At 36.5% G+C, this 26,641-nt stretch carries 27 protein-coding genes and 1 pseudogene; 18 read left to right on the forward strand and 10 right to left on the reverse strand.

Features of this window, described 5'->3' with window-relative positions; genetic code table 11:
* Window positions 1-6 precede the first annotated feature (6 nt).
* Entirely contained in the window at window positions 7-222 is a 216-nt protein-coding gene (locus tag FA727_RS02685; protein WP_136829185.1) for a helix-turn-helix domain-containing protein, read from the forward strand.
* 69 nt (window positions 223-291) lie between these two features.
* Here the strand turns inward: FA727_RS02685 and FA727_RS02690 are convergent, their stop codons facing one another.
* The 3 genes from FA727_RS02690 to FA727_RS02700 form a co-directional block, all read right to left on the reverse strand.
* Window positions 292-573, reverse strand: coding sequence for a toxin-antitoxin system YwqK family antitoxin (locus FA727_RS02690; protein WP_136829186.1), 282 nt, complete (start codon window positions 571-573; stop codon window positions 292-294).
* Between the two features lie 91 nt (window positions 574-664).
* Entirely contained in the window at window positions 665-1,810 is a 1,146-nt protein-coding gene (locus tag FA727_RS02695; RefSeq protein ID WP_136829187.1) for an aminotransferase A, read from the reverse strand.
* Between the two features lie 102 nt (window positions 1,811-1,912).
* The gene (locus tag FA727_RS02700) at window positions 1,913-2,104 is read right to left on the reverse strand and encodes a protein YkzT (protein ID WP_136829188.1); all 192 of its coding nucleotides are present in this window, start codon (window positions 2,102-2,104) and stop codon (window positions 1,913-1,915) included.
* A 225-nt stretch (window positions 2,105-2,329) separates the two neighbouring features.
* Between FA727_RS02700 and FA727_RS02705 the strand changes: the two genes are divergently transcribed.
* The 3 genes and pseudogenes from FA727_RS02705 to FA727_RS24695 form a co-directional block, all read left to right on the forward strand.
* The gene (locus FA727_RS02705) at window positions 2,330-3,235 is read left to right on the forward strand and encodes a chemotaxis protein (protein WP_136829189.1); all 906 of its coding nucleotides are present in this window, start codon (window positions 2,330-2,332) and stop codon (window positions 3,233-3,235) included.
* Between the two features lie 67 nt (window positions 3,236-3,302).
* Window positions 3,303-3,668 (forward strand): hypothetical protein, encoded by a 366-nt coding sequence (locus FA727_RS02710; protein ID WP_136829190.1) that lies wholly within the window; start codon window positions 3,303-3,305, stop codon window positions 3,666-3,668.
* Window positions 3,667-3,795 (forward strand): annotated as a pseudogene (locus FA727_RS24695) (cysteine hydrolase); the annotation flags it as partial. The gene FA727_RS02710 and the pseudogene FA727_RS24695, both read left to right, overlap by 2 nt.
* A 100-nt stretch (window positions 3,796-3,895) precedes the next feature.
* Here FA727_RS24695 and FA727_RS02720 read toward each other — a convergent pair.
* The gene (locus tag FA727_RS02720) at window positions 3,896-4,360 is read right to left on the reverse strand and encodes a YkyB family protein (protein WP_136829191.1); all 465 of its coding nucleotides are present in this window, start codon (window positions 4,358-4,360) and stop codon (window positions 3,896-3,898) included.
* A gap of 372 nt (window positions 4,361-4,732) precedes the next feature.
* Between FA727_RS02720 and FA727_RS02725 the strand changes: the two genes are divergently transcribed.
* Complete coding sequence (locus FA727_RS02725; RefSeq protein WP_246041672.1) at window positions 4,733-6,880, forward strand: sensor domain-containing protein; 2,148 nt, start codon at window positions 4,733-4,735, stop codon at window positions 6,878-6,880.
* Window positions 6,881-6,925: 45 nt separating this feature from the next.
* On the opposite strand, the gene FA727_RS02730 is transcribed toward FA727_RS02725, so the two are convergent.
* Window positions 6,926-7,795, reverse strand: a complete 870-nt coding sequence (locus FA727_RS02730) for a metallophosphoesterase (RefSeq protein WP_136829193.1) — start codon at window positions 7,793-7,795, stop codon at window positions 6,926-6,928.
* A gap of 442 nt (window positions 7,796-8,237) precedes the next feature.
* Between FA727_RS02730 and FA727_RS02735 the strand changes: the two genes are divergently transcribed.
* Together FA727_RS02735 and FA727_RS02740 are read left to right on the forward strand one after the other, a co-directional pair.
* A complete protein-coding gene (locus FA727_RS02735) occupies window positions 8,238-9,449 on the forward strand; it encodes an EAL domain-containing protein (RefSeq protein WP_136829194.1) in 1,212 nt (403 codons plus the stop codon).
* Between the two features lie 81 nt (window positions 9,450-9,530).
* A complete protein-coding gene (locus FA727_RS02740; RefSeq protein ID WP_136829195.1) occupies window positions 9,531-9,764 on the forward strand; it encodes a hypothetical protein in 234 nt (77 codons plus the stop codon).
* A 25-nt stretch (window positions 9,765-9,789) separates the two neighbouring features.
* Here the strand turns inward: FA727_RS02740 and FA727_RS02745 are convergent, their stop codons facing one another.
* The gene (locus FA727_RS02745; protein WP_136829196.1) at window positions 9,790-10,032 is read right to left on the reverse strand and encodes a glutaredoxin family protein; all 243 of its coding nucleotides are present in this window, start codon (window positions 10,030-10,032) and stop codon (window positions 9,790-9,792) included.
* A 33-nt stretch (window positions 10,033-10,065) separates the two neighbouring features.
* Window positions 10,066-11,022, reverse strand: coding sequence for an MBL fold metallo-hydrolase (locus FA727_RS02750; RefSeq protein ID WP_136829197.1), 957 nt, complete (start codon window positions 11,020-11,022; stop codon window positions 10,066-10,068).
* A 191-nt stretch (window positions 11,023-11,213) separates the two neighbouring features.
* On the opposite strand from FA727_RS02750, the gene FA727_RS02755 reads away from it, so the two are divergent.
* The 10 genes from FA727_RS02755 to FA727_RS02800 all read left to right on the forward strand — a co-directional run bounded on the left by FA727_RS02755 (window position 11,214) and on the right by FA727_RS02800 (window position 22,266).
* Window positions 11,214-11,450: a YkuJ family protein gene (locus FA727_RS02755; protein ID WP_126408444.1), complete on the forward strand. Its 237-nt coding sequence runs from the start codon at window positions 11,214-11,216 to the stop codon at window positions 11,448-11,450.
* Window positions 11,451-11,855: 405 nt separating this feature from the next.
* Window positions 11,856-12,284: a cyclic-di-AMP-binding protein CbpB gene (cbpB, locus tag FA727_RS02760; RefSeq protein ID WP_136829198.1), complete on the forward strand. Its 429-nt coding sequence runs from the start codon at window positions 11,856-11,858 to the stop codon at window positions 12,282-12,284.
* A gap of 67 nt (window positions 12,285-12,351) precedes the next feature.
* Window positions 12,352-13,863 carry an MDR family MFS transporter gene (locus tag FA727_RS02765; protein WP_136829199.1) on the forward strand — a complete coding sequence of 504 codons (1,512 nt, stop codon included), beginning with the start codon at window positions 12,352-12,354 and terminating at the stop codon, window positions 13,861-13,863.
* Window positions 13,864-13,881: 18 nt separating this feature from the next.
* Window positions 13,882-14,766, forward strand: coding sequence for a transcriptional regulator CcpC (gene ccpC / locus FA727_RS02770; protein ID WP_136829200.1), 885 nt, complete (start codon window positions 13,882-13,884; stop codon window positions 14,764-14,766).
* Window positions 14,767-14,858: 92 nt separating this feature from the next.
* Window positions 14,859-15,572, forward strand: a complete 714-nt coding sequence (gene dapD, locus FA727_RS02775; protein ID WP_136829201.1) for a 2,3,4,5-tetrahydropyridine-2,6-dicarboxylate N-acetyltransferase — start codon at window positions 14,859-14,861, stop codon at window positions 15,570-15,572.
* 56 nt (window positions 15,573-15,628) lie between these two features.
* Window positions 15,629-16,750 (forward strand): N-acetyldiaminopimelate deacetylase, encoded by a 1,122-nt coding sequence (locus FA727_RS02780; RefSeq protein ID WP_136829202.1) that lies wholly within the window; start codon window positions 15,629-15,631, stop codon window positions 16,748-16,750.
* Between the two features lie 170 nt (window positions 16,751-16,920).
* Window positions 16,921-18,675: an ABC transporter ATP-binding protein gene (locus tag FA727_RS02785; RefSeq protein WP_136829203.1), complete on the forward strand. Its 1,755-nt coding sequence runs from the start codon at window positions 16,921-16,923 to the stop codon at window positions 18,673-18,675.
* A gap of 10 nt (window positions 18,676-18,685) precedes the next feature.
* A complete protein-coding gene (locus FA727_RS02790) occupies window positions 18,686-20,512 on the forward strand; it encodes an ABC transporter ATP-binding protein (protein WP_136829204.1) in 1,827 nt (608 codons plus the stop codon).
* A gap of 125 nt (window positions 20,513-20,637) precedes the next feature.
* Window positions 20,638-21,531, forward strand: coding sequence for a DUF4349 domain-containing protein (locus FA727_RS02795; protein ID WP_136829205.1), 894 nt, complete (start codon window positions 20,638-20,640; stop codon window positions 21,529-21,531).
* Between the two features lie 66 nt (window positions 21,532-21,597).
* Window positions 21,598-22,266, forward strand: a complete 669-nt coding sequence (locus FA727_RS02800) for a potassium channel family protein (protein ID WP_136829206.1) — start codon at window positions 21,598-21,600, stop codon at window positions 22,264-22,266.
* Between the two features lie 44 nt (window positions 22,267-22,310).
* Here FA727_RS02800 and rnjA read toward each other — a convergent pair whose 3' ends face one another.
* The 3 genes from rnjA to def form a co-directional block, all read right to left on the reverse strand.
* Window positions 22,311-23,978, reverse strand: coding sequence for a ribonuclease J1 (rnjA, locus tag FA727_RS02805; RefSeq protein WP_136829207.1), 1,668 nt, complete (start codon window positions 23,976-23,978; stop codon window positions 22,311-22,313).
* Between the two features lie 3 nt (window positions 23,979-23,981).
* On the reverse strand, window positions 23,982-24,194 hold the full coding sequence (locus FA727_RS02810) for a DNA-dependent RNA polymerase subunit epsilon (RefSeq protein WP_136829208.1): 213 nt from the start codon (window positions 24,192-24,194) through the stop codon (window positions 23,982-23,984).
* Window positions 24,195-24,838: 644 nt separating this feature from the next.
* Entirely contained in the window at window positions 24,839-25,393 is a 555-nt protein-coding gene (gene def, locus FA727_RS02815) for a peptide deformylase (protein WP_136829209.1), read from the reverse strand.
* 298 nt (window positions 25,394-25,691) lie between these two features.
* Here def and FA727_RS02820 point away from each other — a divergent pair, with 298 nt between their 5' ends.
* A complete protein-coding gene (locus tag FA727_RS02820; RefSeq protein ID WP_136829210.1) occupies window positions 25,692-26,375 on the forward strand; it encodes a YkyA family protein in 684 nt (227 codons plus the stop codon).
* The last annotated feature ends 266 nt before the right edge of the window (window positions 26,376-26,641 follow it).

Genomic DNA, 26,641 nt, shown 5'->3' on the forward strand with positions numbered 1-26,641 from the left:
AATAATATGGCAATTATTATCAATGTTGATGTAATGTTGGCGAAAAGAAAAATGAGCGTGACAGAACTATCAGAGAGGGTTGGAATAACAATGGCTAACCTTTCTATATTAAAAAACGGAAAAGCAAAAGCGATTCGTTTATCCACTTTAGATGCCATTTGTAAGGCTTTGAATTGTCAACCTGGAGATATTTTGGAATACCGTAGTGATGAAGATTCTTAAGAAAATTTCCAAAAAAAAGAGCGATTGTTCAAAGGGACAATCGCTTTTTACATTTTTTATGTGCTTTTATTATTTTTTGTCTCGATTAGTGGTTTTGTATGTTTGGCCATTGCTATCATACGTGACCCATTCACCGATCGGGTTACCCATATCAAAAAATCCTGACCGTTTAATTGTCCCATCAGCACGATACCATTCCCAGTAACCATTTGGTTGGTCATCAACCATTTTTCCCTTTGACCATATGGTTTTTCCGTTTGCATGGTACTTGTATGTGTAACCGTCAATCACTTCTTGCTTCTTATTTTTGATCTCTTTGGGTTGTGCTAAGTCACAATTTTCATTTTCCATGATTATACCTCCGATAAACATTTTATTCATTTTATCAAAAACAAAAAGGATAGATCACTGTCGATCTATCATTTTAGGAAGTACTAGCTTTTTACTGTTTAAAAAAGTTTTCCATCCGATTCATCGCTTCAGTGAGTGTTTCCATCGAATATGCAAAGGATAAGCGAATATAGCCTTCTCCTAGTGGTGAAAAGGCGCTTCCTGGTACGACAGCGACACCAGCTTTTTCAACAAGTGATAAGGCGAAGTCAAATGAATTTGGATATTTTGCTGGGAGTTTGACGAAGAAATAGAAAGCTCCATCTGGTTTGACAATTTCGAGGCCCATTTCCGTCAGTCGGTTATAAACAAATTCACGTCTTAGGACATACTCTTTTTTCATTTCCAAAGCATCATCTTTTCCGTGAGTTAATGCCTCTAGTGCTGCCGCTTGAGAAATAGAGGTTGCACAAGATACGTTATATTGATGCACCTTCAGGATATGCTTTGCTAAATTTTCTGGGGCGAAAATAAATCCGATTCTCCAGCCAGTCATCGAATGAGACTTAGATAAACCATTGATGACTATTGTTTGTTCTTTTAAAATGGTTCCGATTGAAAAATGTTCCTGGTCATAGACAAGTTCACTATATATTTCATCGGCCAGAACAAATATATCTTTTCCTTTTACCAATGCAGCAATCTCCATAATTTCCTTTTGTGTTAAGCTTGCGCCTGTAGGGTTTGAGGGGTACGGCAAAACAATGCAACGTGTTTTATCAGTTATGTATTTTTCAATAATATTTGCTGTTAAGCGAAATTGATTCTTGGTTGTGTCTGCATAAATGGGCTTTGCTCCACATAATCGAATAATAGGCTCATAGCCTGGATATACAGGTCCTGGTAGGATAACTTCTGTGCCTTCTTCTAAAATGGTACGAAAGGCAATATCAATCGCTTCACTTGCTCCGACTGTAGTAATAACTTCTGTTTCTGGCTCGTAAGTCAGGTCATACTTTTCCTTTACAAATGTTGCGGCAGCCTGCCTAAGTTCGATCATCCCTGCATTATGCGTATAAGATGTAAAATTATCATCAATCGCTCGTTTACCAGCCTCTTTTACATGAGCAGGTGTAGGAAAATCGGGCTGACCAATTGTAAGTGAAATCATATCCTTTGTTCCAGCTACTAGATTGAAAAATTTACGTATCCCTGAAATCTCGATGTTTTTAACATTTTCATTGATTAAGTGCTCCACAAATTTCACTCTCCGATACTTTCTATCATGATATCTATTTTAGCAGAGAGAAATTCTTTTGTAATCCTAGAGCAAAAAAATACCCAGTGGGGACTAGGGGGATTAATATCCATAATCCCAATCAATTTCTTCTTCATGCCAAATGACAGGAGCTACAAATCCAAGGTCAGCATTCTTTTTATTCAACGTACATCCACAATGCTCCGCCAGAAGCTCTTCTAACACAGATTGCTCGACATTCTCCATAATAGTGACAATTTGCTCATTTTGAAATAGAATCGCAGTTCCTTTCATATTGAATTTGCCCCTTCATTTTAGAATAAATTTGCTATTAACAATTGCATTGTAGTATCCGATAAAAAGAATGTCTACACTATAGTGAAAAAGTTCACATAATTTTAAAATTACGCTGCAATTAGTTACATTTTTTTACGAGTGGTTTAAAAATTTGAATAAGTACTTTTAACTATTCGTGGTATAGTAGCTATATACGTATTTGGAAGGAAGGACGAGCAAGAAATGGAAGATAATAGAGGTATTCTTTTAGAAAGTGGTACAAACGAATTAGAAATTGTTGAATTTACTATTGGAAAAAATAAATTTGGAATCAATGTTATTAAAGTAAAAGAAATTATTAATCCGGTTGCTATTACACAGATTCCTCATGCACACCCAAATGTAGAAGGAATTATCGAGCTTCGTGGTGAAGTTTTACCAGTAGTGGATGTGGCAGCTGCACTAGGATTTCCAAAGTCTACAAATCCAGAACAAGATAAATTCATTGTGGCTGAATTCAACAAACAAAAAGTTGTATTCCATGTTCATACAGTAACGCAAATACACCGTATCTCATGGGACCAGATCGAAAAACCGTCAGATATGTATCAAGGTGCGGATAGCCAAGTGATTGGTGTCATTAAGATGAACGGTGAAATGATTCTTTTATTAGATTTTGAAAAAATTGTGGTCGAAATCAATCCTGAATCAGGGATCAATGTTCAACAGGTAAAGAAATTAGGAGAAAGACAACGTTCAAATAAGCGCTTAGTAGTGGCTGAAGATTCTCCATTGCTTAGAAAGCTTCTACATGACACTTTAGCAGAAGCTGGATTCAATCAAGTTGAATTCTTTGAAAATGGACGTGATGCGCTCGAGTATTTGGAGAGTGTAGTCAACTCTGGCCAAAAGGTTACAGATGTGATCCAACTACTAATTACTGATATTGAGATGCCGCAAATGGACGGACATCATTTAACAAAACGAATTAAAGAAAACGATGATCTAGCAAAACTTCCGGTTATCATCTTCTCTTCTCTAATCACAGATGACCTCAAGCATAAGGGACAAATGGTTGGAGCAGATGCACAAATCAGTAAGCCTGAGATTGCTGAACTAGTACTACACATCGATAAACACATACTATAAAAACATTCTAGGACCTACAGATGAACATTAAGTATCTGTAGGTCCTTTTTGTTAAGGAGTTGATTGGATGAGAAAATACATAATTCTTCCCTTTACTGTAATCATCATCATCATTTTTTTAATCATCTTTACTATATACGGGCGCGCTATTTTCCAAGAAGGAAACCCACTCCCGATCGTAAAAGCCATTATCCAACTAGAAACATCAGACTCCGATTACATCCAATTTTCCAAAACGCCACCTAAATATATCTCAAAATCAAATATTGATAGAGAAACAATGCTCAAAAAATATATGGAAAAAGACAATTGGACATACATCGAACAACTTGGAGGCGGTTATATCTTCACAAAAGATAATGAGCAAGCAATTGTAGTAACAAAACAATTCTCAAGCAAATATTTCGTTTGGGAAGTACCTTCAGAAAACTGATGAATCATATCAAATGCCACGGCTTGATATAAGAGACTTTGTCGAAACCGTTCTAAATTGGACAGGCGTAATAGAAGTATTAGATTATGAAGAATATGTTGAGGAATATAAAATCAGCAAGGTTTAAGAAAAATGTAGGAAATCAATAAGCATTCCAATACAAGTGAAAAATAAAAAGACTATTGATAGAAAGGTATCTAAATATCAGTAGTCTTTTTACTTTTTATTCAAAAATAATTCTCCCCGAGCTTCTTAAACACAGGCTTCTCATACTTTCTTTTTCTCGGTTGAGAAGGATTGACTTCTTTCATACCAGTATAAAAACAGAGCAATTTCTTTGCTTCACTCAAAGAAAGATGAGCTCTCGGATTCCGCACATTTTGGTCTAACTTTCCTAAATGGGGTAAATAATGAAAGTCGCTTTTAGAAGGAGGCAAGTGAAAAGAATATTTGCCACATTCAACTAAAACATCAGACTGCTGCTGACTAAACTTCGGATTATTGGAAAAGTGAAGACCTACCTTTTTCGCTTTTCCTTCCTTTAATAATTTTTGTAAGGCATCATGCTTTAACCTGTAAAGAAATTTTGGGTCAGGAGCAGTCTTGGCATGACGATTTACAATGAAGATAGCTTGAGAGAGGTTTTCAATCGTTGGATTCAAATGAGAGGAAGAATTCCGTTCTCGATTCAATGTGTAAGCTCCTTTCGAATAATTTCATTATGCATTATTATACTCTTTTTTTTATGAAAATGGAAACTCTTCCGAATGAAATATTGGAATCTAGAAAATTCTGTGACTATTTTCACTCTTTTGCAACGTTTAATGAAATATTATGATAAAAAAGCGAATATGGCCATTCATTTTTTCAAAAAACCTTCGTTAATAAAATATAAAAAGGAGGAATTTCCATTTTAATGTTCGTTTTTTCCTATATAATTAATAATAGTAAATTGATTCTAGTAAATAAGTAATGGTATAATAATAAGGACTTATTAGTTTATTCAGATAATAAATACATACAGACAGAGAAAAAAAGGGTTTTTGGCGCTGCAATTAAAACCTTTGCAATGGAATGAGGTTGGAAGAATGGATCCTCTCTTAGAGAGAATGGGGCAAATCGAACAAACAAGAAAAGTCAGCAAAACTGTAGAAAGAATCATCTATAATCTAATATTTAATTATGTTAAACATATGGTATATGTGATGAAAGTAGAAAAGGGTCCAAAGTTTCGCTACCTATTTGTTAACGAAATGGGCTTACTATACGCTGGTTTATCTGAGAATGCAATTGGTAAAACAATGGAAGAAGTTTTGCCGCTTGATCGTTATATGGAAATACTAAAAGGATATGAGGAAGTATTAAGTACTAGTGAGAGTGTTACATTCTCAGACCAACTTAAGTTTCCGAATGGACAAATGGGATTTGCAGAGTCTATCTTAACTCCTGTGAAGAATGAGAAAAACGAAATTAAATATATTGTTGCAGTAACGCGAGATGTGACCGATTTAACGGTAGAACGAAATAGCCTAATTAATGCTGAGCAGAAATATCGTTCCATCGTAGATCATAACTTAGATGGCGTTTTTACTGTTACCTTAGAAGGAAAAATACTAGAAGTTAATCCTGCTGGACAAAAGTTGTCAGGCTATACGAAAAAGCAAGTAAGTAAACGTTCATTTTATGACTTACTACCTGAGGAAGATATTCAAAAATTCAGGGAGCTATTTAATAAAACAACAACATCCGGAGTAGCACAAGAATCACTTGATTGTCGTGTTATTCATTCAAAGGGGTACTTCTTAACGACACAAATTAAAATTGTTCCGATTGTAATCAACTCAGAAATTACTGGTGCATATGTGATGACAAGAGATATTTCTGAGCAAGCTGAAAATGCGGAAACGATCAAATATATGGCCTTTCATGACCATTTGACAGGATTATATAATCGAAGAGCGTTGTTAAATGATTTAGAAGAAGCGATTAAGAAAAATAAAAAGAAGTCTGGTACATTTGCTTTGCTTTCAATTGACCTGGACCGTTTTAAGTATTTAAACGATACGCTAGGTCATCTTGCAGGTGATCGGATTTTAATTCAAGTAGCAGAACGTTTAAGTGAATATAGTAATAAAAATGTCAGAGTCTATCGCCTAGGTGGAGATGAGTATAGTATTCTTTATGTTGGTGATAGAAGAGGGGCAACTTATCTTGCTCAGAAGATTCTAAATCTCTTTTCGAAATCCTTCTATTTGAACTATCAAGAATATTTTATTTCACCAAGCATCGGAATTAGCATGTTTCCGAATGATGGAAAAAATGCTGAAATGCTCATTAAAAATGCAGATGAAGCACTTTTTAGCGTGAAAGAAAGAGGAAAGGCTCATTTTCAATTTTATCGAACGGAAATGAACTCAGCTGTTTCCCATATTGTTGAATTAGAGACACATTTGCGGAAGGCATTGGCTAAGAAAGAGTTTATCTTGTATTATCAGCCACAAGTAGATTTAGCATCTGGTCAGGTGAATAGCTTTGAAGCATTATTACGTTGGAATAGTAAAGAGCTGGGGATGATTTCTCCAAATGATTTTATTCCACTTGCTGAAGATACAGGTCTTATTGTTCCTATTGGTAATTGGGTCATTGACACAGCATGTAAGCAAATTAGTGAATGGTCTTCATTAGGTGATAGAGGAATAAAAATCGCCATAAATATTTCACCAAAACAATTTTTACAGCCTAAATTAGTCGAAACGATCAAAGATTCGATTGAAAAATACAAAATTGAACCATCCTTGCTTGAAATTGAAATTACCGAGGGTGCGATGCAGGATACAGGTGAAACATCTCCAATTTTAAAAAGCTTAAAGGAACTAGGAGTAACTATCTCGATTGATGATTTTGGAACAGGCTATTCTTCCTTAAACTACATCAAGCAGTTTCCGATTGATGTATTAAAAATTGATCAATCGTTTGTACGAGATGTTATTAGCAATGAAAAAGATGCTGCGATTACGACTACAATTATTCACTTAGCCAATAGTCTTGGCTTAGAGGTGGTAGCTGAAGGAATTGAAGAGAAGGAACAAGCCGAGTTTCTAATGAAAGCAAACTGTCACAAAGGACAAGGGTATCTATATTCTAGACCGATCAGTGCACAGGATGTGGAATTCAATCTGTTTAAAAGCAATCATGAGATCGTTATAAATTAATGCAAAAAAATGGCTAAATTACTTAGCCATTTTTTTGTTTGAACCCTATCCATTAATTAAAGTGAAAACAGTTAACTCCGGCGGGGAAAGAAAACGAAAAGGTAATCTTGTCGTACCTAAACCTCGATTTACGTATAAAGTGAGTGGACTCACATTCCCTATCGTATAGAATCCTTCAAAATACTTTTCCCCGTAGGGTGGTTTAACAAGCGCACCAAGAAACGGGATTTGGATTTGTCCACCATGGCTATGCCCACTCAATTGAAGTTGAATATTATAGTCTTCTGCAATATCAGCCAAATCAGGTGCATGAGATAGAAGAATTTTATAGGCCTCTGCAGGAACATTTGCTGTAGCAGCAGATATATCTGGGGTACCAAGCATGGCATCGTCAATTCCTAAAAGATAGAGGGCTTCTCCCGTTTCTTTCGAGATTTTAGTAGATTCATTTAAAAGAAGTCTGAATCCGGACTCTTCCATCATGTTTCGATAAATATCAGTACCATATCCACCATGGTCATGGTTCCCATATACAGCATATTTTCCAAAAGGAGCTTGCAGTCTTTGCAATATCGCAACAGCATTCTCTGGTTCCATATATTTATTGGGTTCGTCAAGTAAATCTCCAGTGAAAAACAAGATGTCTGGCTGAATTTCATTTATACGGTCTACTAATTTGTCTAGCTGTTCTAATGTATATTGAAAGCCTAAGTGAGTGTCACTAAATTGAACAATTCTAAAATTACGGAAGCTTGTGGGAATATCTTTGTGTTGGATTTGGAGCTTATTGATTTTTAGTAGCTTTGGTTCAATTCTCCCTGCGTATGTATATCCTCCAGCAGCAAAGCAAATTGTTGTAAAAAATGATCCTAGAAGTCTTTTTAAAAAGGACCTTCGAGTAACCTTTTTCGGCATTTTTTCTACCAACCTAACATTCAGATTCTGATAAACTTACTTGTTGATTGCACTATAGAGAGCATGGTCGACCTAAGAGAACAGGTCGCTAATGCGTATCCTAAAAATAAAACAAATCGACACTTGTACAATATTTTTGTGATTTTGCCTTATTTCTTATGTTAACAAACAATTTTGTGAAAAAGAAGGGTGTTTTCACTCATAATTTGCTTTCGATTTATACGAAAATTCATGCGATTATGCTAAAATAAAAATGAACTATGTTTCATTTTTTAGTGTGATAAGTTAGGAGAAGCTTCAACGAATCTACATTTCGCGGCTTTTTTTCAAAGTCGCCCTCAAAATTTCATTTCCTTCTCTAATTATACTTTTTTGTTAACAGCTAGTTCGTTATAGGTACCTAATTGCGTGGTATAATCTTTTTCATAAGGAGGTATGCAAGATGGATGCATTGGATATCTTAACCGACCTAGATAACGTTGTTCCTTTCTTTCAACCGATATTCAGTGCCGACGAGCATCGTGTAGTTGGTTATGAAGTTTTAGGTAGATACAAAAGCGATGACGGTTACATTAGTTTAGGTCCATATTTTCTTGATGAAACAATCCCTGAGGAGTATCGCCTCGATCTAGATAATACGGTTTTACGGAAAGCACTTGAGCAGGCTTCATTACTTGATGACGATATTATGTTATTCATTAATCGAGATGCAGACCTCTTATTGTATGATGACGAATCGTTGCTTGATCTTCTTTTAGAATTTGACAAACAAGGCATGAGTGTAGATCGGATTGTTATTGAAATTTCTTTAAATAAGAACCCAGAAGATATGGAGCGTCTAGGACATTTAATTACATATTACAAAACTTACGGCATAAAAATCGCCTTTGATAAGCTAGGAGATAATAGTCATCAAATCGACCTAATCGGTTTAATTTCGCCAAATATTTTAAAGGTAGATCTTCAGGCACTTCGTTCGATTAATTTGGCACCAAGCTTTCAGGATATTATTTATTCTTACTCACTTTTAGCGAGAAAAATTGGAGCAACCTTACTGTTTGAAAATATTGAGATGGTTTACCAGCTTCAATATGCATGGAAAAATGGCGGAAGGTACTATCAGGGTTATTACTTGCAAAAACCAGATGCTCAATTTGTTGATCGCAATGTTCTGAAAGAAAAGCTGAAAAAAGAATGCCAAATGTTTATCAATAGTGAAAAGAAAAAGCTAGAAGCTCAATTTGAGCAAACAGAAGGTTTTCAGACGAATGTATCAGAGCTTCTCCAAAAGCATCGAAAAATAGAAAAATATGAGGAATTGCTTAAGGTCCTTGCTAAGGAGATGGAACAATTCGCTTTTCGAATGTATATATGTGATGAAGATGGCTTTCAGCTTTCTCCAAACATTTTTAAAGCCCAATCCGGTTGGCTCGTTCAAAAAGAATATTTACACAAAAATTGGAGCTGGAGACCGTATTTCCTTGAAAATATTCTGAAGATGCGTAAAGAGAGAAAGGGGATCTTATCGGATTTATATAGTGATATTGAAACAGGAGAAAATATTCGTACCTTTTCGTATCCTCTAAAGGATAAACAATTTCTATTCATCGATATTTCTTATGATTTCATCTCAGATCATCATGAATTACTTTAAATTGGTAATCGTATGAGTGTATATTGAGCCATTAATCAAGGAAACGTAACATTAATACAATTCCTTAAGGGTGAGATGTACATGAGCACATACATGCTTGTATTAGCTATATTTGTTGTTGTAGTGGTCATATTTGCACTTGGTTATACGGCCGCAGTAGCAAAAAGTCAGAGACGATTAAAAGGAGAACTCGATACAGCGATACCTGGACGTGTTCAGGAAGGGATTTTTCAAAAGAATCCTGTTTTCTTAACCTATTTATTGTTTTTTGTATTAGTACTTCTAATTATCTTAATCGCAGTACTAAATTGGTAAGGGCCTCTTTTGTGAGGCCCTTTTTTCAATCTTCAATTTGTAGGATTTCTTTTAGTTTTTCAATATCAAAGCCGGTTACGACAGTTTCCTTATTTATAACAAAGGTCGGTGTTGAAAATGAGTTGTATTTATTAATAAGCTCATTTCGAGCATGGCCATCCTGTTTAATATCCTTTAGCTCATAAGTAAATCCGTATTCTTTTAAAAAGAGCTTCGCAATTTCACAAGGGGGACAATCAGGTTGTGTGTAGATTGTGATCGTAGTCAAAATTCTTTTCCTCCAAAAACATTCTTTTTCTTATTATAAATGATTTTGCTTATGAAGATAATCAATAAGCCCCATCGAACTAACTTCCATGTCTAGTTTAAGGACATTGTGTACTTCATGAGTGCGGGAAACACCTAATTCTTCAAGATGTAGGGTTACTTTCTGTATTAATTCTTCTGCAGTAATTTGCGCTTGTTCTTCAAATGTTGTTCCTTCCGAATAGCCTTTTTTCCCAGCCTCAATAAATTTATTCAGCCAAAAAGCTACCTGCTTATATACCTCATTTGGATTTTTTGACAAGCCATAATGTCCAAAAAAGATTCCGCTCAAATTTAAGCTCTTACAAAGTTCAATGGATGCAAGCATTTTATTAGGATCAAACTGATTTGGAGAGGTGCTAGGTAAATAAAATTCAACGCCTTCTTCAAGCAAAGTTGAATATCGGATTCCAACTGTATCGCCGGTAAACATTCCATTCACCTTTGGATGGTGAATGCTGAAGTGGTGATTGGCATGTCCTGGAGTGTCATAGAAGGTTAAGGTGCAGTCTTCACTAATTATAAGAGTTTCTTGATCGTTCTTTTCGATTAGACGATCTTCAGGGATAGGGATAAGCGGGTCAAAGAGTGAATCGAATTTGTCACCGTAAACAGCGCGTGCGCCTGCAATTAGTCTTGAAGGATCCGCTAAATGTCTTTTGCCTTTAGGATGAACAATGACTTTTGCTTCAGGGCATTGTTCCAATATTAAACCTGCACCACCTGCATGGTCTAAGTGAATATGCGTAACAATAATATATTTAATATCTTTAGGTGAAAAGCCCAATTCATGAAGGCCATCAATAATGTAGGGAACGGAAGGACTCGCACTTGTTTCAATGATTGTTAACTCGCTTTCAGTTAACACATATGTACCTGTGCGATCAGGCATATTTAGATCAAATCCATCGATTAAGTAAATATTATCCGCAAGCTTCTCAACTTTTTTCAAAAAAAATCCCCCTTTTTACAGCTTTTTCATGTACAAACATCTTTCATTATTTTATTCTGTTAATACTGGCATGTAAAGGTAACGGAAAGAATTTTCTGAAATTAATCCATATGGATAATAACATGTCAAAAGAGAAACCTAATTGTAAAGCGTAAGCATACACTGGTTTTGTTTTTGAAAGGAGAGGGAATATGTCACAGCTTCAAGGTATCATCACACGTTTAAAAAGTCTTCAGGAGCAAGGAAGCAGTGGAGAATCTGCACAACGTTTTTTTGAGGTGAATGGAGAACGAAAGTGTCAGGTTACATATCATCCAAAAACTGAAACTTTTGAGTTAGAGGTTTATTACGAAAAAGAAAAGCCTAAACGTTATCAGTTTGATAATATCGATATGATCACAATCGAAATCTTTGACCTAATTCAGTAATGATTTTTCGCGAAGCGTAGCGGAGCGAAAATATCATTCCACGTTTTTTTCCCGTAGCGGAGCGAAAATATCTTTCCTTGATTTTTTTCCCGTAGTATAGCGAAGGGAAAATAACATTCCACGATGTTTTCCCGTAGAGTATAATACCAAAAAGTTGGGGTGATGTATTTGTTGCCAACAGTGAAATGTCCTAAGTGTCACTCTGAGGTAGAAATGGATCATGTTTTAACTGCTCAATCTAACCAAAATGTTATATATAAATGTCCTGAGTGTCATTATGAAGTCAGGAACATTCAAACAAGTAAAGGTTAATTGGAAAATTTTTAGGTGTTTATACAAGGTGTCAAGCACGAAACTGTGATAGAATAAAATAGGAATGAAAACAATGATGGGGAGTTTTCGACTATGGTAAGTCTACACAGTGAAGAATTTTTGGAGATTAACATTCAAGATTTAATGATTCCTTCTGAACGGGTTGCTCATGTTCAAGTGAAGAACAGCTTGGAGCACGCTCTATTAGTACTGACCAAAAGTGGTTATTCAGCTATCCCAGTGCTTGATCCACAATTTAAGCTACACGGATTGATTAGTACCCCATTGATTATGGATGCTATCCTTGGTTTGGAAAGAATTGAATTTGAGAAATTAGAAACACAGTGCGTCGAAGAAATCATGAATCAAGAAATCCCAAGAATTCAGATTGATTCATCGCTTAAAACATGCCTTAGCTTGTTAATTGACCATCCGTTCCTTTGTGTTGAAAACAAAGAAGGACTTTTTGAAGGAATATTAACAAGAAGAGCAGTTTTAATTCAGCTAAATGAAAATGCGTAATCATACAGATAATCAGTCATAAGCCTCCTAATTTAGGGGGCTCAATTTTTGTTGGTAGAGGTGTGAAATGGAAGAAGCTATACATAACCCGTTAATAAAAAACAAAAAGCAAACCAAAAGGTCATTGGTACTAGCTGCAGTGATGTTAGCCATGTTTATGGCGGCCATTGAAGCGACGATTGTAGCAACGGCGATGCCAGCTATTGTGGGTGATCTCGGGGGATTTGCTCGCTATAGCTGGATTTTTTCATCGTATCTACTAATGAATTCAGTAACCGTTTTAATTTATGGGAAACTGTCAGATTTATATGGGAGAAAACCCATCCTTGTCTTTGGTATTATCGTCTTTTTATTCGGTTCGATACTTTGTGGGTTCGCCGAAACGATGACGATGCTGATCATTTTTCGTTTTGTTCAAGGATTTGGTGCAGGAGCGGTCATGCCTATAGCTAGTACCATTGTTGGAGATATTTACACGATGGAGGAAAGGGCAAAAATTCAGGGGTATTTAGCTAGTGTTTGGGGAGTTTCGGCCATACTAGGACCAGCAATTGGAGGAATTCTTGTACAATATGTTAGCTGGCAATATGTTTTTTGGATTAATGTTCCATTAGGTATTTTAGCAATGATCGGACTGATTTTATTTTTACATGAAAGTGTTGAAAAGAAAAAACATAAGATTGATTTTCTTGGAGCTATTCTATTGACGACCGGAATATCAACCTTAATGCTAATTTTAGTAGAAGGAGGCACTCATTGGGCTTGGAATTCTGCACCGGCTATTTCGTTAATTGTAGTTAGTATTACTGCACTCATTCTATTTATCTTCCAAGAAAGAAGAGCCGCAGAACCAATGATGCCATTCTCGATTTGGAAGGAAAAATCGATTTTTATTGCCAATGTAACTTCACTGACAACAGGTGTTATGCTGATTGGATTATCAAGTTTTCTCCCAACCTTTGTGCAAGGTGTAATGGAAGAAGAACCGATTGTAGCTGGATTTACCTTAACAACGATGTCGATTGGTTGGCCTATCGCTTCTACTGTAGCAGGCAACCTACTTCTGAAAATTGGTTTCCGTGTTACATCATTAATTGGTGGAGTTTCACTTGTAATTGGAAGCATCATTTTTGTCCTGTTAACTCCGGAAATGGGACCGATATGGGCAGCAGTTGGATCCTTTTTTGTCGGTGTAGGGATGGGGATGACGACTACTTCGTTTATTGTTTCAATTCAGAGCACCGTCTCTTGGGAACAACGAGGTGTTGCAACGGCATCGAATATGTTTATGCGTAATCTTGGAAATACGATCGGTGCGGCCCTTCTTGGAGGAATTCTGAATAGCCAAATGATTGCTTATATGAAAGAACATGGTAAAGGGATTTCAGAAGAATTTACGCTCGACTCAGCTAATATTCTATTAAATGAAGAGCAGAGAAGTGCACTTTCGGATGGCGTGAAAAATATACTTCAAGATGGGTTAACTGTATCGATTCACACGGTTTATTTGGCTGTCCTAGCTTTTGCATTGATCAGTTTTATCCTAATTGTTTTTCTACCAAAGAAAAAAGAATCCTAATAAAGAAGGTGTGAGCGTATGTCAACATTATCATCATTTCATCTTCTCTCTGTGCTAGCTTCGGAAATGAACATGCGCAAGTCAGCAGAACGATTATTCGTATCCCAGCCAGCTTTAAGTCAAAGACTTCAGACGATTGAAAATGAATGGGGCACGAAGCTTTTTATTCGTTCTCAAAAAGGGCTAACGTTGACGCCTGCCGGAGAGCTTGTTGTTAAATTTGTCAATGAAGTTCTTGAAAAAGAAGAAAAGGTGAAAGAAGCCATTACCGCTATGAATTCTGAAGTGTACGGGACGTTAAAAATTGCGGTGGCATCTATCGTAGGTCAAAATTGGCTGCCAAAAGTATTAAAGAGATTCGTAGATCGGTATCCGCATGCTAAAGTTCAATTGATTACTGGATGGAGCAGTGAAATCTTACGTTCGATTTATGAGGACGATGTTCATATCGGAATTATCAGAGGGACGCCTGATTGGAAGGGTGTGAAAATTCATCTTTTTGAAGACCATTTATATTTGGTTGATAAAGAAATCACATCTCCCGAACAAGTGCTGACTACGGATCGTCCTTTTATTCAATTTAAAAGTGATTCGAACTATTTTCAAGAAATTCAGGACTGGTGGCATCGTCAATTTCAAACGATGCCAAAAAGAACGATCGTTGTTGATCAAATCGAGACATGTAAGCAAATGGCTTTCAACGGAATTGGTTATGCGATTCTTCCTGCGATTACATTGAATGGAAGCGAGAAGGATATTTTTAAAATTCCTTTGCTGGATGAAAATGGGGATCCGCTTAAAAGAGATACATGGCTCTTAGGTTATGAATCGGCCTTTAAGTTAAAACAGGTTCAGGCTTTTGTTAGTTTGATACAAGAACATATTGAAGAAGAAAAGAAATAGTTTTTTCTTGTTTTGCTTTTTCTATTTTGCTAAAGTAAGATTCAGAATGTACATAATAAATAAATGTATGAGTAAACATAGGAGGTATAAAAATGACTAAAATGATGGATGCAAACGAAATTATTTCGTTTATCGCAAATAGCAAGAAATCAACACCAGTGAAGGTATATGTGAAGGGTGAATTAGAAGGAATTGATTTTGGGACAGACTCAAAATCTTTCATCACGGGTAATACTGGTGTAGTTTTCGGAGAGTGGAGCGAAATCGGTCCAGTTCTTGAAGCAAACAAAGAAAAAGTAGAAGATTATGTAGTGGAAAACGACCGTAGAAATTCTGCAATTCCACTTTTAGATATGAAAAACATCAAAGCGCGAATTGAGCCAGGTGCAGTTATCCGTGACCAGGTTGAAATCGGTGAAAATGCAGTTATTATGATGGGGGCTTCTATTAACATCGGTGCTGTTATTGGCGAAGGAACAATGATTGATATGAACGTTGTTTTAGGAGGAAGGGCGACAGTCGGAAAGAACTGCCATATCGGTGCTGGTTCCGTTTTAGCCGGTGTTATTGAACCACCATCTGCTAAGCCTGTAGTTGTCGAGGATGATGTTCTTATCGGTGCAAACGTTGTTGTTCTTGAAGGCGTAACGGTTGGAAAAGGTGCACGTGTAGCAGCAGGTGCGGTCGTAATTGATGATGTACCACCAAACACAGTGGTTGCAGGTGTTCCGGCACGTGTCATCAAAGAAATTGATGAGAAGACATTATCAAAAACAGAAATCATTCAGTCATTACGCAATCTATAAAACAGTTCAAGCGTGGATATATATCCACGCTTTCTTAATAGGCGGAGGGATGAGAAATGCCATTTGTTCAAATTCGTAGAGACTTACACAAAATACCTGAACTAGGGTTTCAAGAGTATAAAACGCAGAGCTACTTGTTGAATTACTTACAATCTTTACCTCAAGATCGACTCCAAATAAAAACATGGAAAACAGGAATTTTTGTCAAGATCGACGGGCTCAATCCACAAAAAACGATCGGTTATCGAACGGATATTGATGGACTTCCGATCGTTGAGGAGACAAACCTGCCGTTTCAGTCAGAGCATCCTGATAATATGCATGCATGTGGGCATGATGTCCATATGAGTATTGCGTTAGGCTTGGTCACTCATTTTGTGCAAAATCCAATAAGGGATAACCTATTGTTTATTTTCCAACCAGCAGAGGAAGGACCAGGTGGAGCAGAACCGATGCTGAAGTCGGAGATAATGAAGGAATGGAAGCCGGATATGATTTTTGCCCTTCACGTTGCTCCTGAATATCCTGTAGGTTCAATTGCAATGAAAGAAGGCTTACTGTTTGCTAATACGTCAGAGTTATTTATTGACTTAAAAGGCAAAGGCGGGCATGCTGCATACCCTCATCAAACGAATGATATGGTTGTGGCAGCTTGTTCGCTCGTCACACAATTACAGTCGATTGTTGCAAGAAATGTAAATCCTTTAGATAGTGCAGTTATCACGATAGGAAAGATTACAGGTGGTACGGTACAAAATATCATTGCGGAGAAAGCAAGGCTTGAAGGTACCATTCGAACCCTTTCTGCAGAGTCAATGGTTAAGGTGAAAAAGAGAATTGAAGCGATTGTAAAAGGAATCGAAGTAGGATATGAATGTGAAACAAGCATTGATTACGGAAGCATGTACTATCAGGTATATAATGAAGAAACATTAACAAGAGAATTCATGGATTTTGTTTCGGAGAACACCGAAATCAATGTAATTGAATGTGAAAAGGCAATGACTGGCGAAGATTTTGGTTATATGCTAAAAGAAATCCCTGGCTTCATGCTATGGCTTGGTGTTGATTCAGAATTTGGTCTGCACCATTCGAAGTTGAATCCAAGTGAGGATGCTATCGATACAGCGATTTCGTTCATTTCGAGATATATAAAGTTCAAAGGGAACCAGAGCTAAATCAAAAAAGCTCTGGTTTTTCTTATTCTTATTAATCAGACTTGTATCAAAGATAAAAAGTTTTCAAAAAAGGAAAATAATTCACAAAAATAGTGGCAAATTATTTCGTAATCCGTTATATTTGTAGTTACGTTCTAATTTTTTTTTGAAGAACTGGGGGGGAACGGATTTTGGAAACTTTTAAAAAGCTTAAGGAGTTTTATTGGCCTTATAAGAAGTATTTTTTATGGTCTATTTTGTTTATGCTGCTCATTACAGGAATTACAGTCGTCTATCCAATTATTCTTCAAATTACCATTGATGAAGTAGTTCTTGGTGGAAAATACGAATGGATTCCATACTTAGCTCTAGGTTTTATCGGGATTATGATTATTAAAGGGGCGGGAACATATATTCATCAGTATACAGGTGAACTGTTTGGGATCACTTCTGTATATAGACTAAGAAATGCATTATATGGCAAGCTGCAATTCTTGCCTTTTCGCTATTATGATAATGCGAAGACAGGGGATTTAATGTCGAGGCTGACTTCAGATGTTGAAGGCTTTCGATTCTTTTTATCTTTTGGATTTTCTGAATTATTACGATTGATCATTTTGATTGCAACCACATTTGGGGTTATGTTTTACTATTCTCCATCGCTTACTTTTGTAACATTAGCCACACTTCCTTTTTTAGCGATAGTTGTATATAAATTTGAAAAATCCGTACATCCTGCTTTCAGAGGTATCCGAAAATCCTTTGGAAAACTAAATACAAACGTCCAGGAGAATATTAGCGGAATTAATACTGTAAAATCTTTATCTCGTGAAGACTTTGTTATTGATAAATTCAATTCTTCCAATGGTGATTATAAAGACAAATATCTTTTTACCTCTGGAATATGGGCTAAATATTTTCCGCTTATGGAGTTTCTAGGGAATATCAGTGTCGTGCTTCTATTTTCCTATGGAGGATATTTAGTCATTAACGACAGTCTCCAGCCGGGAGAGCTTGTTGCTTTTTATAGCTTAGTAGGCTATATCATTTGGCCGATTGCAAATCTTGGCTTCGTAATCAATCTATTTTCACAATCGAAGGCTTCTGGAGAGAGATTACTAGAAATACTTGAGGAAGACAACGAAATCAAGGAAATGGATGAAGCGATTCATGCCAACAAGCTAAAAGGTGATGTTGAGTTTGAAAATGTAACGCTTCGCTATGGGGTAGATGACCAGGAGGCATTGTATGATATCACCTTCCAAGCCGCACCTGGTAAAGTAATTGGACTAATTGGTTCAACAGGTTCTGGAAAAACGAGTTTGACTCAATTGATGACACGGTTCTATGAGCCGATCCGCGGAGATGTGTTAATTGATGGTGTTAGTGTAAAAAACTATTCTCTTCATTCATTAAGAAGTAATATCGGCTTTGTCTTGCAAGAATCATTTCTATTCTCGTCCTCCATTAAGGCGAATATTTCATACGGGCGTCCTGATGCAACGATGGAGGAAATTATCGATGCGGCGAAGAGAGCTCAAGCTCATGAATTTATCATGGAGTTACCAGATGGGTATGACACGATGTTAGGAGAAAGAGGCATGGGGTTGTCTGGTGGTCAAAAACAACGAATTGCCATTGCCCGTTCTATCTGTGTTGATCCGAGTATCTTGATTCTCGATGATGCGACGAGCGCGGTTGATATGGAAACAGAGTTTCAAATTCAGAAGGCATTAAAAGAAGTTATGAAAGGCCGTACAACCTTTATCATCGCTCATCGTATTTCATCTTTGAAGCACGCTGACGAAATTCTCGTTTTAGAGAATGGTAAAATCGTTGAGCGTGGGACACACGAATTTCTCGTCTCGAATGATGGTCCATATCAGCGTATTTATAATATTCAATATCAGGATCAAGAAAAAGTAATGCAAGAGCAGATAGGTTAGGAGGGATTCGATGAACAAGAAAAAGGAATCAATCAATGAAAATGTACTAAAAAGATTTCAGTATTCTACAGAACAAGTAATTGAAAAGCCTTTTAACTGGCAACAAATGATCAGGCTCTTTGGTTACATGAAGCCATATAGTAAAAATTACTTACCTTTGTCGGTTCTGATGGTACTCCTAACTACAGCTGTCCGTCTCATCATCCCAATTATGATTGGGGTATACGTTTTAGACAAAGCGATTATTGAAAAAGATACGGGCATGTTGACTCAATTAATTATTTGGATCGCTGTTTTGTATACTTTATTTTATATCGCCAATATTCTAAGAATACGATGGATGAATCAGTTAGGGCAAAGTGTTATTTATGATTTGCGTCAACATCTATTTACGCATGTTCAGAGCCTTTCGCATCGCTTTTTTGATCAACGTTCAGCAGGCTCGATTCTCGTTCGTATTATGAACGATATCAATTCCTTACAGGAATTATTTACGAATGGGGTCATTAATCTATTGATGGACATGATTTTACTTGTTGGGATATTTACGATTCTGTTTTCTTTAAGCCCTCAATTAACATTGGCAGTCATGGTTATTCTTCCTCTCATGTTTTTTATTACGACGAGCTTAAGAAGAAATATCCGTCGTTCATGGCAAATTGTACGTTTGAATCAATCAAAGCTAAATTCTCACTTGAATGAAAGTATTCAAGGGATTCGAGTGACCCAATCTTTTACACAGGAAAGGGAAAACATGGGATTCTTTGATGGTGTGAATACCGAGACTTTCGAAAGCTGGAGAGTCGCCTCTAAGAAAAACTCTATGTTCAGACCATTTGTTGAGCTTACGAATGCAGTGGGGACGGCGGTTTTAATTTGGTATGGTGTTCACTTAATGCAAACAGGATCCTTAACTATCGGTGTCTTTGTATCTTTTGCCTTTTATTTAGGAATGTTCTGGGAACCGATTTCCCGTTTAGGTCAAGTGTATAACCAATTATTAATCGGAATGGCCTCTTCAGAGAGAATCTTTGAATTTTTAGATGAGAAACCGATTGTTTCCGAAAAAGATGAATATAAGCGATTAGAAGAGATAAAAGGACATATTGAGTTCAAGGATGTTGTCTTTTCTTATGATGAAAAACGTCCAGCTCTTAAAGGCATTAATCTAGAGATGGGTGCCGGACAAACCGTTGCCCTAGTAGGGCATACTGGTTCAGGGAAAACAACAATTGCCAATCTTGTTAGCCGCTTTTATGACCCAACAGGTGGTCAAGTATTGATTGATGGACATGACTTGAGGGATGTTTCCTTGAAGGATTTACGTGAGCAAATAAGTGTTGTGCTTCAAGATACCTTTATCTTTTCAGGTACGATTGCTGAAAATATTCGTTTTGGAAATCCAAGGGCAACGGATGATGAAGTTAGACGTGCAGCAGAAGCTGTAGGTGCTAATAGCTTCATTGAAAGATTACCTAATGGTTATGAGACTGAAGTAGAAGAGCGTGGAAATGTGCTATCGGTTGGTGAGCGTCAGCTCCTGTCGTTCGCACGCGCAATCCTTGCAAACCCACGTATTCTAATTCTAGATGAAGCGACTGCTAGTATTGATACTGAAACAGAAGTAAAGATACAAAAAGCATTACGTACGTTACTTAAAGGAAGAACGGCGATTATTATTGCTCACCGATTATCGACGATCCGTGAGTCGGATAATATTATTGTCCTTGACCATGGAAATATAATCGAGCAAGGAAATCATCAGCAATTGATGGAGTTGAAAGGGGAGTATTATCACCTCATCAAAGCCCAGTTTAATATGCTGAATGCCATTTAATATAATAAGCAAAAAAACGAACATTAGTGACAATGTTCGTTTTTTTTACGATTATTTTGGACACAGTGGATTTTTGTAACTTTTCCCAATTTTACACGTCAAACAAAAAAAGGGGTGATATTTTGATGTATAGAATAAGATTATGGATGTTACTAGTAGTTTCACTCGTACTTGTTTTGGCTGCTTGTAGTGCTGCATCGGAAGAGAGTACAGAACAAAGTGGAATGGATAAGGCAACTGCTGAAGATAGTAGTAAAACCGAAAATGTTGCAATTACAGAAGGCAGTAGTGAGAATGAGGAAAATCCTTCACAAGTGATAAACCGAATGGTCATTTACAATGCGGAACTAAGTATTGAAGTAAAGGATTTTCAAGAATCTATGACTCAAATTGAAGCGAAAGCAGCAAAATATGGCGGTTATATTGTTGAATCCAATACGTATCAAGATGTGGAAGAAATATATAGTGGAACAATTATCGCAAGGGTTCCTCAAGATAAATTTCAGGCATTTCTAAATGACACGGAAGGGTTGGCGGTAAAGGTACACAATCGTACTGTGAATGGGGAAGACATTACGGAGGAGTACATAGACCTTGAATCGAGGCTTAAATCTAAGCGTGTGGTAGAAGAACGTTTGCTAGAGTTTATGAAACAGGCAGAAAAAACAGAAGACCTTTTAAAAATATCCAATGACTTGGCTAATGTGCAAGGAGAAATCGAACAGATATTAGGGAGAATGAAGTATCTAGAAAATCAGAGTGCTTTTTCAACTATTACAATTTCTTTAAGTGAAGACAAAATTGCTAGTCCAAAAGTGGATAATAAGGATTTAAATACTTGGGAACGAACAAAGAATCAGTTCATCACAAGTCTTCATTATTTACTTTCTCTCGCGTCAGGCTTGGTGGTCCTCGTGATTGGGAATATCCCTATTCTTTTATTGCTCTTAGTACTTGGTATCCCGATCTTTTTATATACGAGAAAAAGCTGGAGGAGCAAACGTGGCGATGACAAGTAGCAAATAAACTACTGTATTTTCTTTTACAAGAATATGCTAAAATAGGGACATCATTTACTCGGGGGAATGAAAGTGAAGAAGGAATTTGCTGTAATTGGACTCGGTCGATTCGGGGGAAGCATTGTACGTGAATTGGCTGATCAAGGCTTAGAGGTAATGGCGATTGATTTTAAGGAAGAACGTGTTAACGAATTCTCGATGATAGCTTCTCATGCAGTCATGGGAGATACTACAGATGAGTCTGTTTTAAAAGGTATAGGAATTCGTAACTTTGACCATGTGATTGTAGCAATTGGAGACGATATTCAAGCTAGTATTTTAACAACCCTTATTTTGAAAGAGCTCGGGGTTAAACATATAACTGTAAAAGCACAAAATGATTACCACGAAAAGGTACTGTTAAAAATTGGGGCAGACACCGTCGTTCATCCTGAAAGAGATATGGGTAGAAGAATTGCCCACAAGCTCGTGTCAAATAGTGTTTTAGACTACCTAGAACTGTCTGATGAGCATAGCATTGTCGAGATTGCTGCTGGTGGCGGCTTGGTTGGTCACAGTATCATCGATCTCGATATACGAGCAAAATACGGTATTAACATTGTAGCAATTAAACGAGGAAATGATATAAATGTGTCTCCTCAAGCTTCTGAAGTTATTCTCCAAAATGATGTCTTAATTGTCATTGGAGCAGATTCAGACATCAGTCGTTTTGAAAAGAAAGTGATGAATATCTAATTTAAAAAGGGGAGTGTCCGTAATTTCGGACACCCCCTTACTATTTAGACTTCCATAATGATTGGTAAAATCATTGGACGACGCTTTGTTTTTTCATATAGGAATGGTGCAAGTGTATCTGTGATTTCATTTTTAATCTCAGACCATTGTGTTGTTCTTCTTTCCATTACCTTATTTAAGTGCTTGGAAATTAAGCTTTGAGCATCATTGATTAAGTCACCTGATTCACGCATATAGACGAATCCGCGTGAGATGATATCTGGACCAGAAGCAATCTTGAAGTCCTTCATATTGATGCTAATAACTACGACTACAAGACCTTCTTCAGAAAGAATTCTGCGGTCACGAAGCACGATATTTCCGATATCTCCAATACCACTACCATCAATGTAGACATTGCCTGAAGGGATTTTTCCTGCTACTTGGGCAGTATCTTCACTTAGAGCGAGTACTTCACCATTGTCCATGATAAAGCAGTTTTCTTCTTTCACACCACAATCTGTAGCAAGTTTCATATGCATTCTTTGCATGCGATATTCACCATGGATAGGCATAAAGAATTTTGGTTTAATTAGGCGAAGCATAAGCTTCTGTTCTTCTTGACCACCGTGGCCAGAAGTATGGATATCACTTAATTTTCCATGGATTACTTCTGCACCAGCGCGGAATAGCATATTAATTGTGCGACTTACACTTAGTGCATTGCCTGGAATAGGTGATGATGAGAACACTACTGTATCACCAGGGATGATTTGAATTTGACGGTGAGTTCCATTGGCAATGCGTGATAGTGCTGCCATAGGTTCCCCTTGACTTCCTGTACATAAAATGGTTACTTGATTAGCTGGAAGACGGTTAATAGACTGAGCATCAATAAATGTATCTTTTGGAGCACGGATATATCCTAGTTCCTGACCAATATTGATTGCTGCTTCCATGCTTCGTCCGAAAACAGCTATTTTTCTTCCGTTCGCAACCGCAGCTTCCGTCACCTGTTGTAAACGATGAATGTTGGATGCGAATGTAGCGAAAATAATCCGTCCATCTACTTTTCTGAAAATATCATGGATGTTATCTCCAACCCGACGTTCTGACATAGTGAAATCAGGAACTTCACTATTTGTACTATCAGATAATAAGCAAAGTACGCCTTCTTTTCCGATTTCCGCCATTTTTGTTAGGTTAGCTGGCTCTCCCACAGGAGTAAAATCAAACTTGAAATCCCCTGTGTGAACAATTTGTCCAGGCGGTGTTTTAACAACAATTCCAAATGAATCTGGGATACTGTGAGTAGTTCTGAAAAACGTTACAGATGTTTTTCTGAATTTAATCACGTCATCCTCTTGGATTTCGTGAAGCTTTGCTGTTCTTAATAAACCGTGCTCTTCTAATTTGTTACGAATAAGACCTAATGCAAGTTTTCCACCATAAATCGGAACATTGATTTCTCTTAACAAGTAGGGGATTCCACCGATATGATCCTCATGTCCGTGCGTTACAAAAAGCCCCTTAATCTTATCTACATTTTTTACTAAGTACGTATAATCGGGAATAACATAGTCAATTCCAAGCAGTTCATCTTCTGGAAACTTAATTCCCGCATCAATTAAGATGATTTCATCCTGAAACTGAACCGCATATGTATTTTTACCGATTTCACCTAACCCACCTAATGCGAACACGGCGGTTTGATCATTTTTAACAAATTTCATAAATTATCCTAGCTCCCATACTTTATAGTTTTCATTTTTTTGTTCATATTCTAAGAATGCTCCGTCAACAGGAGTAATAAACTCAATATTAAATGGACGATCTGCCAAATTTGAGCGCACTTCTCTCACTGATCCCGCTTCTACAAAAACAGTTTGTGTCTTTTCGCGAACAGGTACTTCTGTTTTTAATTCTTGATAATAAACTTTAAAAATCATTTATAATCTCTCCTTAATCTATTTATAAAGTTGATTTTCATTTAATGTACTTCAAATTATTCCGTACAGATTGTAGACTCAAAAAAATTTTAGATTTCCGAATCAATGGTAACTTTTTATATTATATATAAAAATACCTTTAATTTCATTTATTTTACTTATTTATTCTTCTTGACATTTTATAAAAAGCTTGTATTGAATAGTTTTTTACATGTATGTAATAAACAACAATATCCAATTTACTATAAAGAAGGAGCCCTCCGCAAGCTAGAAGGGCTCAAAATTTAGGCAATTGATTTTTTTCGAAGCAAATCTTTCCACTGTTCAACAAGCTTTTTCTTTAGCTTCTTTAACATTGTGGATCATCTCCTTACTTCTTATAATATACGATCCTTGTCCAAAGTAAAGTCCCTACGAGTCCTTTCTTATTTATATTATGTGAATTTATCTCTGATTTTTTTCATGGATAAAGATGGTACAAATTAATAACGGAGTTTTTGAAAAAATAAGGATAGATAGTGTTCGAAGGAAAATGGCGAAGTGATTTAAAGCTGCTGGTTATCTGAAGAATAAAGTCTGTATTGAAAAAGTTGTCCTCAAGATCGATTTTTCATGTGAATCCGCTCTTGGGACAACTTCTTTTTCTATCTTTCTATAGCTATAGAATTTTCGACTGGTTCAAATGGTGCATCTTTGTTGATATGGTCATAGAACATAACACCATTCAAATGGTCAATTTCATGTTGAATGACGATAGCAGGGAGTCCTTTTAGACGAAGTTGGACTTCTTCACCGTCAAGAGTGGTTGCCTTCACCGTCACCCTAGCATAACGCGGAACAAATCCGGGAATAGATTCATCTACGGATAAACATCCTTCCCCAGAAGCTAAATAAGCTTTTTCAACAGAATGACTAATGATTTTGGGATTAAACAGCGCATAGCTGTGAAGGTTATCCTTTTCATCTGTTACATGAACGGCAAGCATTCTCTTTGGCACGTTTATTTGTGGAGCAGCAAGACCGATACCTGGGCGAAGTCCTTTTTCACTCGCTATTTCAGGATTTTGGCTCGAGATAACATACTCTAGCAAGTCTTTTAATATCTTCTTATCTTCTTCAGATGCTGGAAGCGGAACCTCTTTTGCGACTGTACGCAAAGTGGGGTGACCGTCTCTTATAATGTCTTCCATCGTTAGCATTCCATTCACTCCCAAGTTTAACTCTCATTTTTGTATGGCATTATTTTAACAGAAATTGAAAATCCAGTACAGATGGATGCTTTCAATAATATGTGTATGATTTTTATCACTAAAATATCATTTTGAATCTGGCATAAATGCTACTAGATTTGAATAGGATGAATTAGTAGAAGAAATAGTAGAGTTGACAACCTTTGGACATGCATTAGAAATTATTTTTACAATTTTTCCCTCGGGATATTGTAATAAGACCGAACAATCGATATAGTAATAAATGTTAAAATAAGGGGGTTGCAAAATGTCGACATTAAAAAGACATAGTATTTATTTGTTTCTTTTATTATTTATTAGTTCGACTATTTTGTCTGGGTGTCTAAATCGAACATCAACAGAAGATGAAATGTACGAAGTATTAGAAAATGTGGTGTCACTTGAAAAGGAATTCGAGGATCAACAAGAACCATTAGTCGAATTAGAGAGAGAAGAGAAGGATATTTATAGCCAAATTATTGCGTTGGGTATGAAGGAATTCGATCAAATTGTTTCCCTTTCAAATGAGGCTCTAACCATCGTAGGAAAGCGTCAGGAATTCATGCAAAAAGAAGAAGATAGTATTCAAGCATCCAAAAAGGAATTCGGAAAGCTAAAACCTTTGATTGGAGAATTAGAGGACGAAAACTTAAAAAAGAAAGCCAATGAGCTTTATGACACGATGATGGAAAGATATGAAAGTCATGATGCTTTATTTGCAAATTACACAAAAGGTTTAGGATATGATAAAGAACTGTACGAAATGTTCCAAAAAGAAGAATTATCGATCGAACAATTAGAAGAGCAAATTACTAAAATAAATGACACGTACAAAATTGTTTTAGAGTCAAATGAACAATTTAATGAGCATACGAAAAAATATAATGAAATAAAACTTGATTTTTACAAAGCAGCAGGAATTGAAGTAGACGAAGAAGGAAACAGTCAATAAGAATCGACAACTATGTCGATTCTTATATTTTTGTCTAAAATAGTAAAAATGAACAGTACAATGGAGAATTGTCTAGCGAAAGTAGCCTATCACCTAGCAAACTTCAGGTTCCCTCCCTACGATAAGTCAACAATGCGCTGCAAGTTTCCTATATCTCAGTCGCGACCCTTCCAGTTTGTACGGTGATGCCCAGGCGCTTCCGCATTTCGTATTAAAACGCTTTATTTTAAAATAATTATTACATAAATATCTTTATTATAACAGTG

It is taken from the genome of Robertmurraya kyonggiensis, from assembly GCF_005116465.1.
Taxonomy (GTDB): domain Bacteria; phylum Bacillota; class Bacilli; order Bacillales; family Cytobacillaceae; genus Robertmurraya; species Robertmurraya kyonggiensis.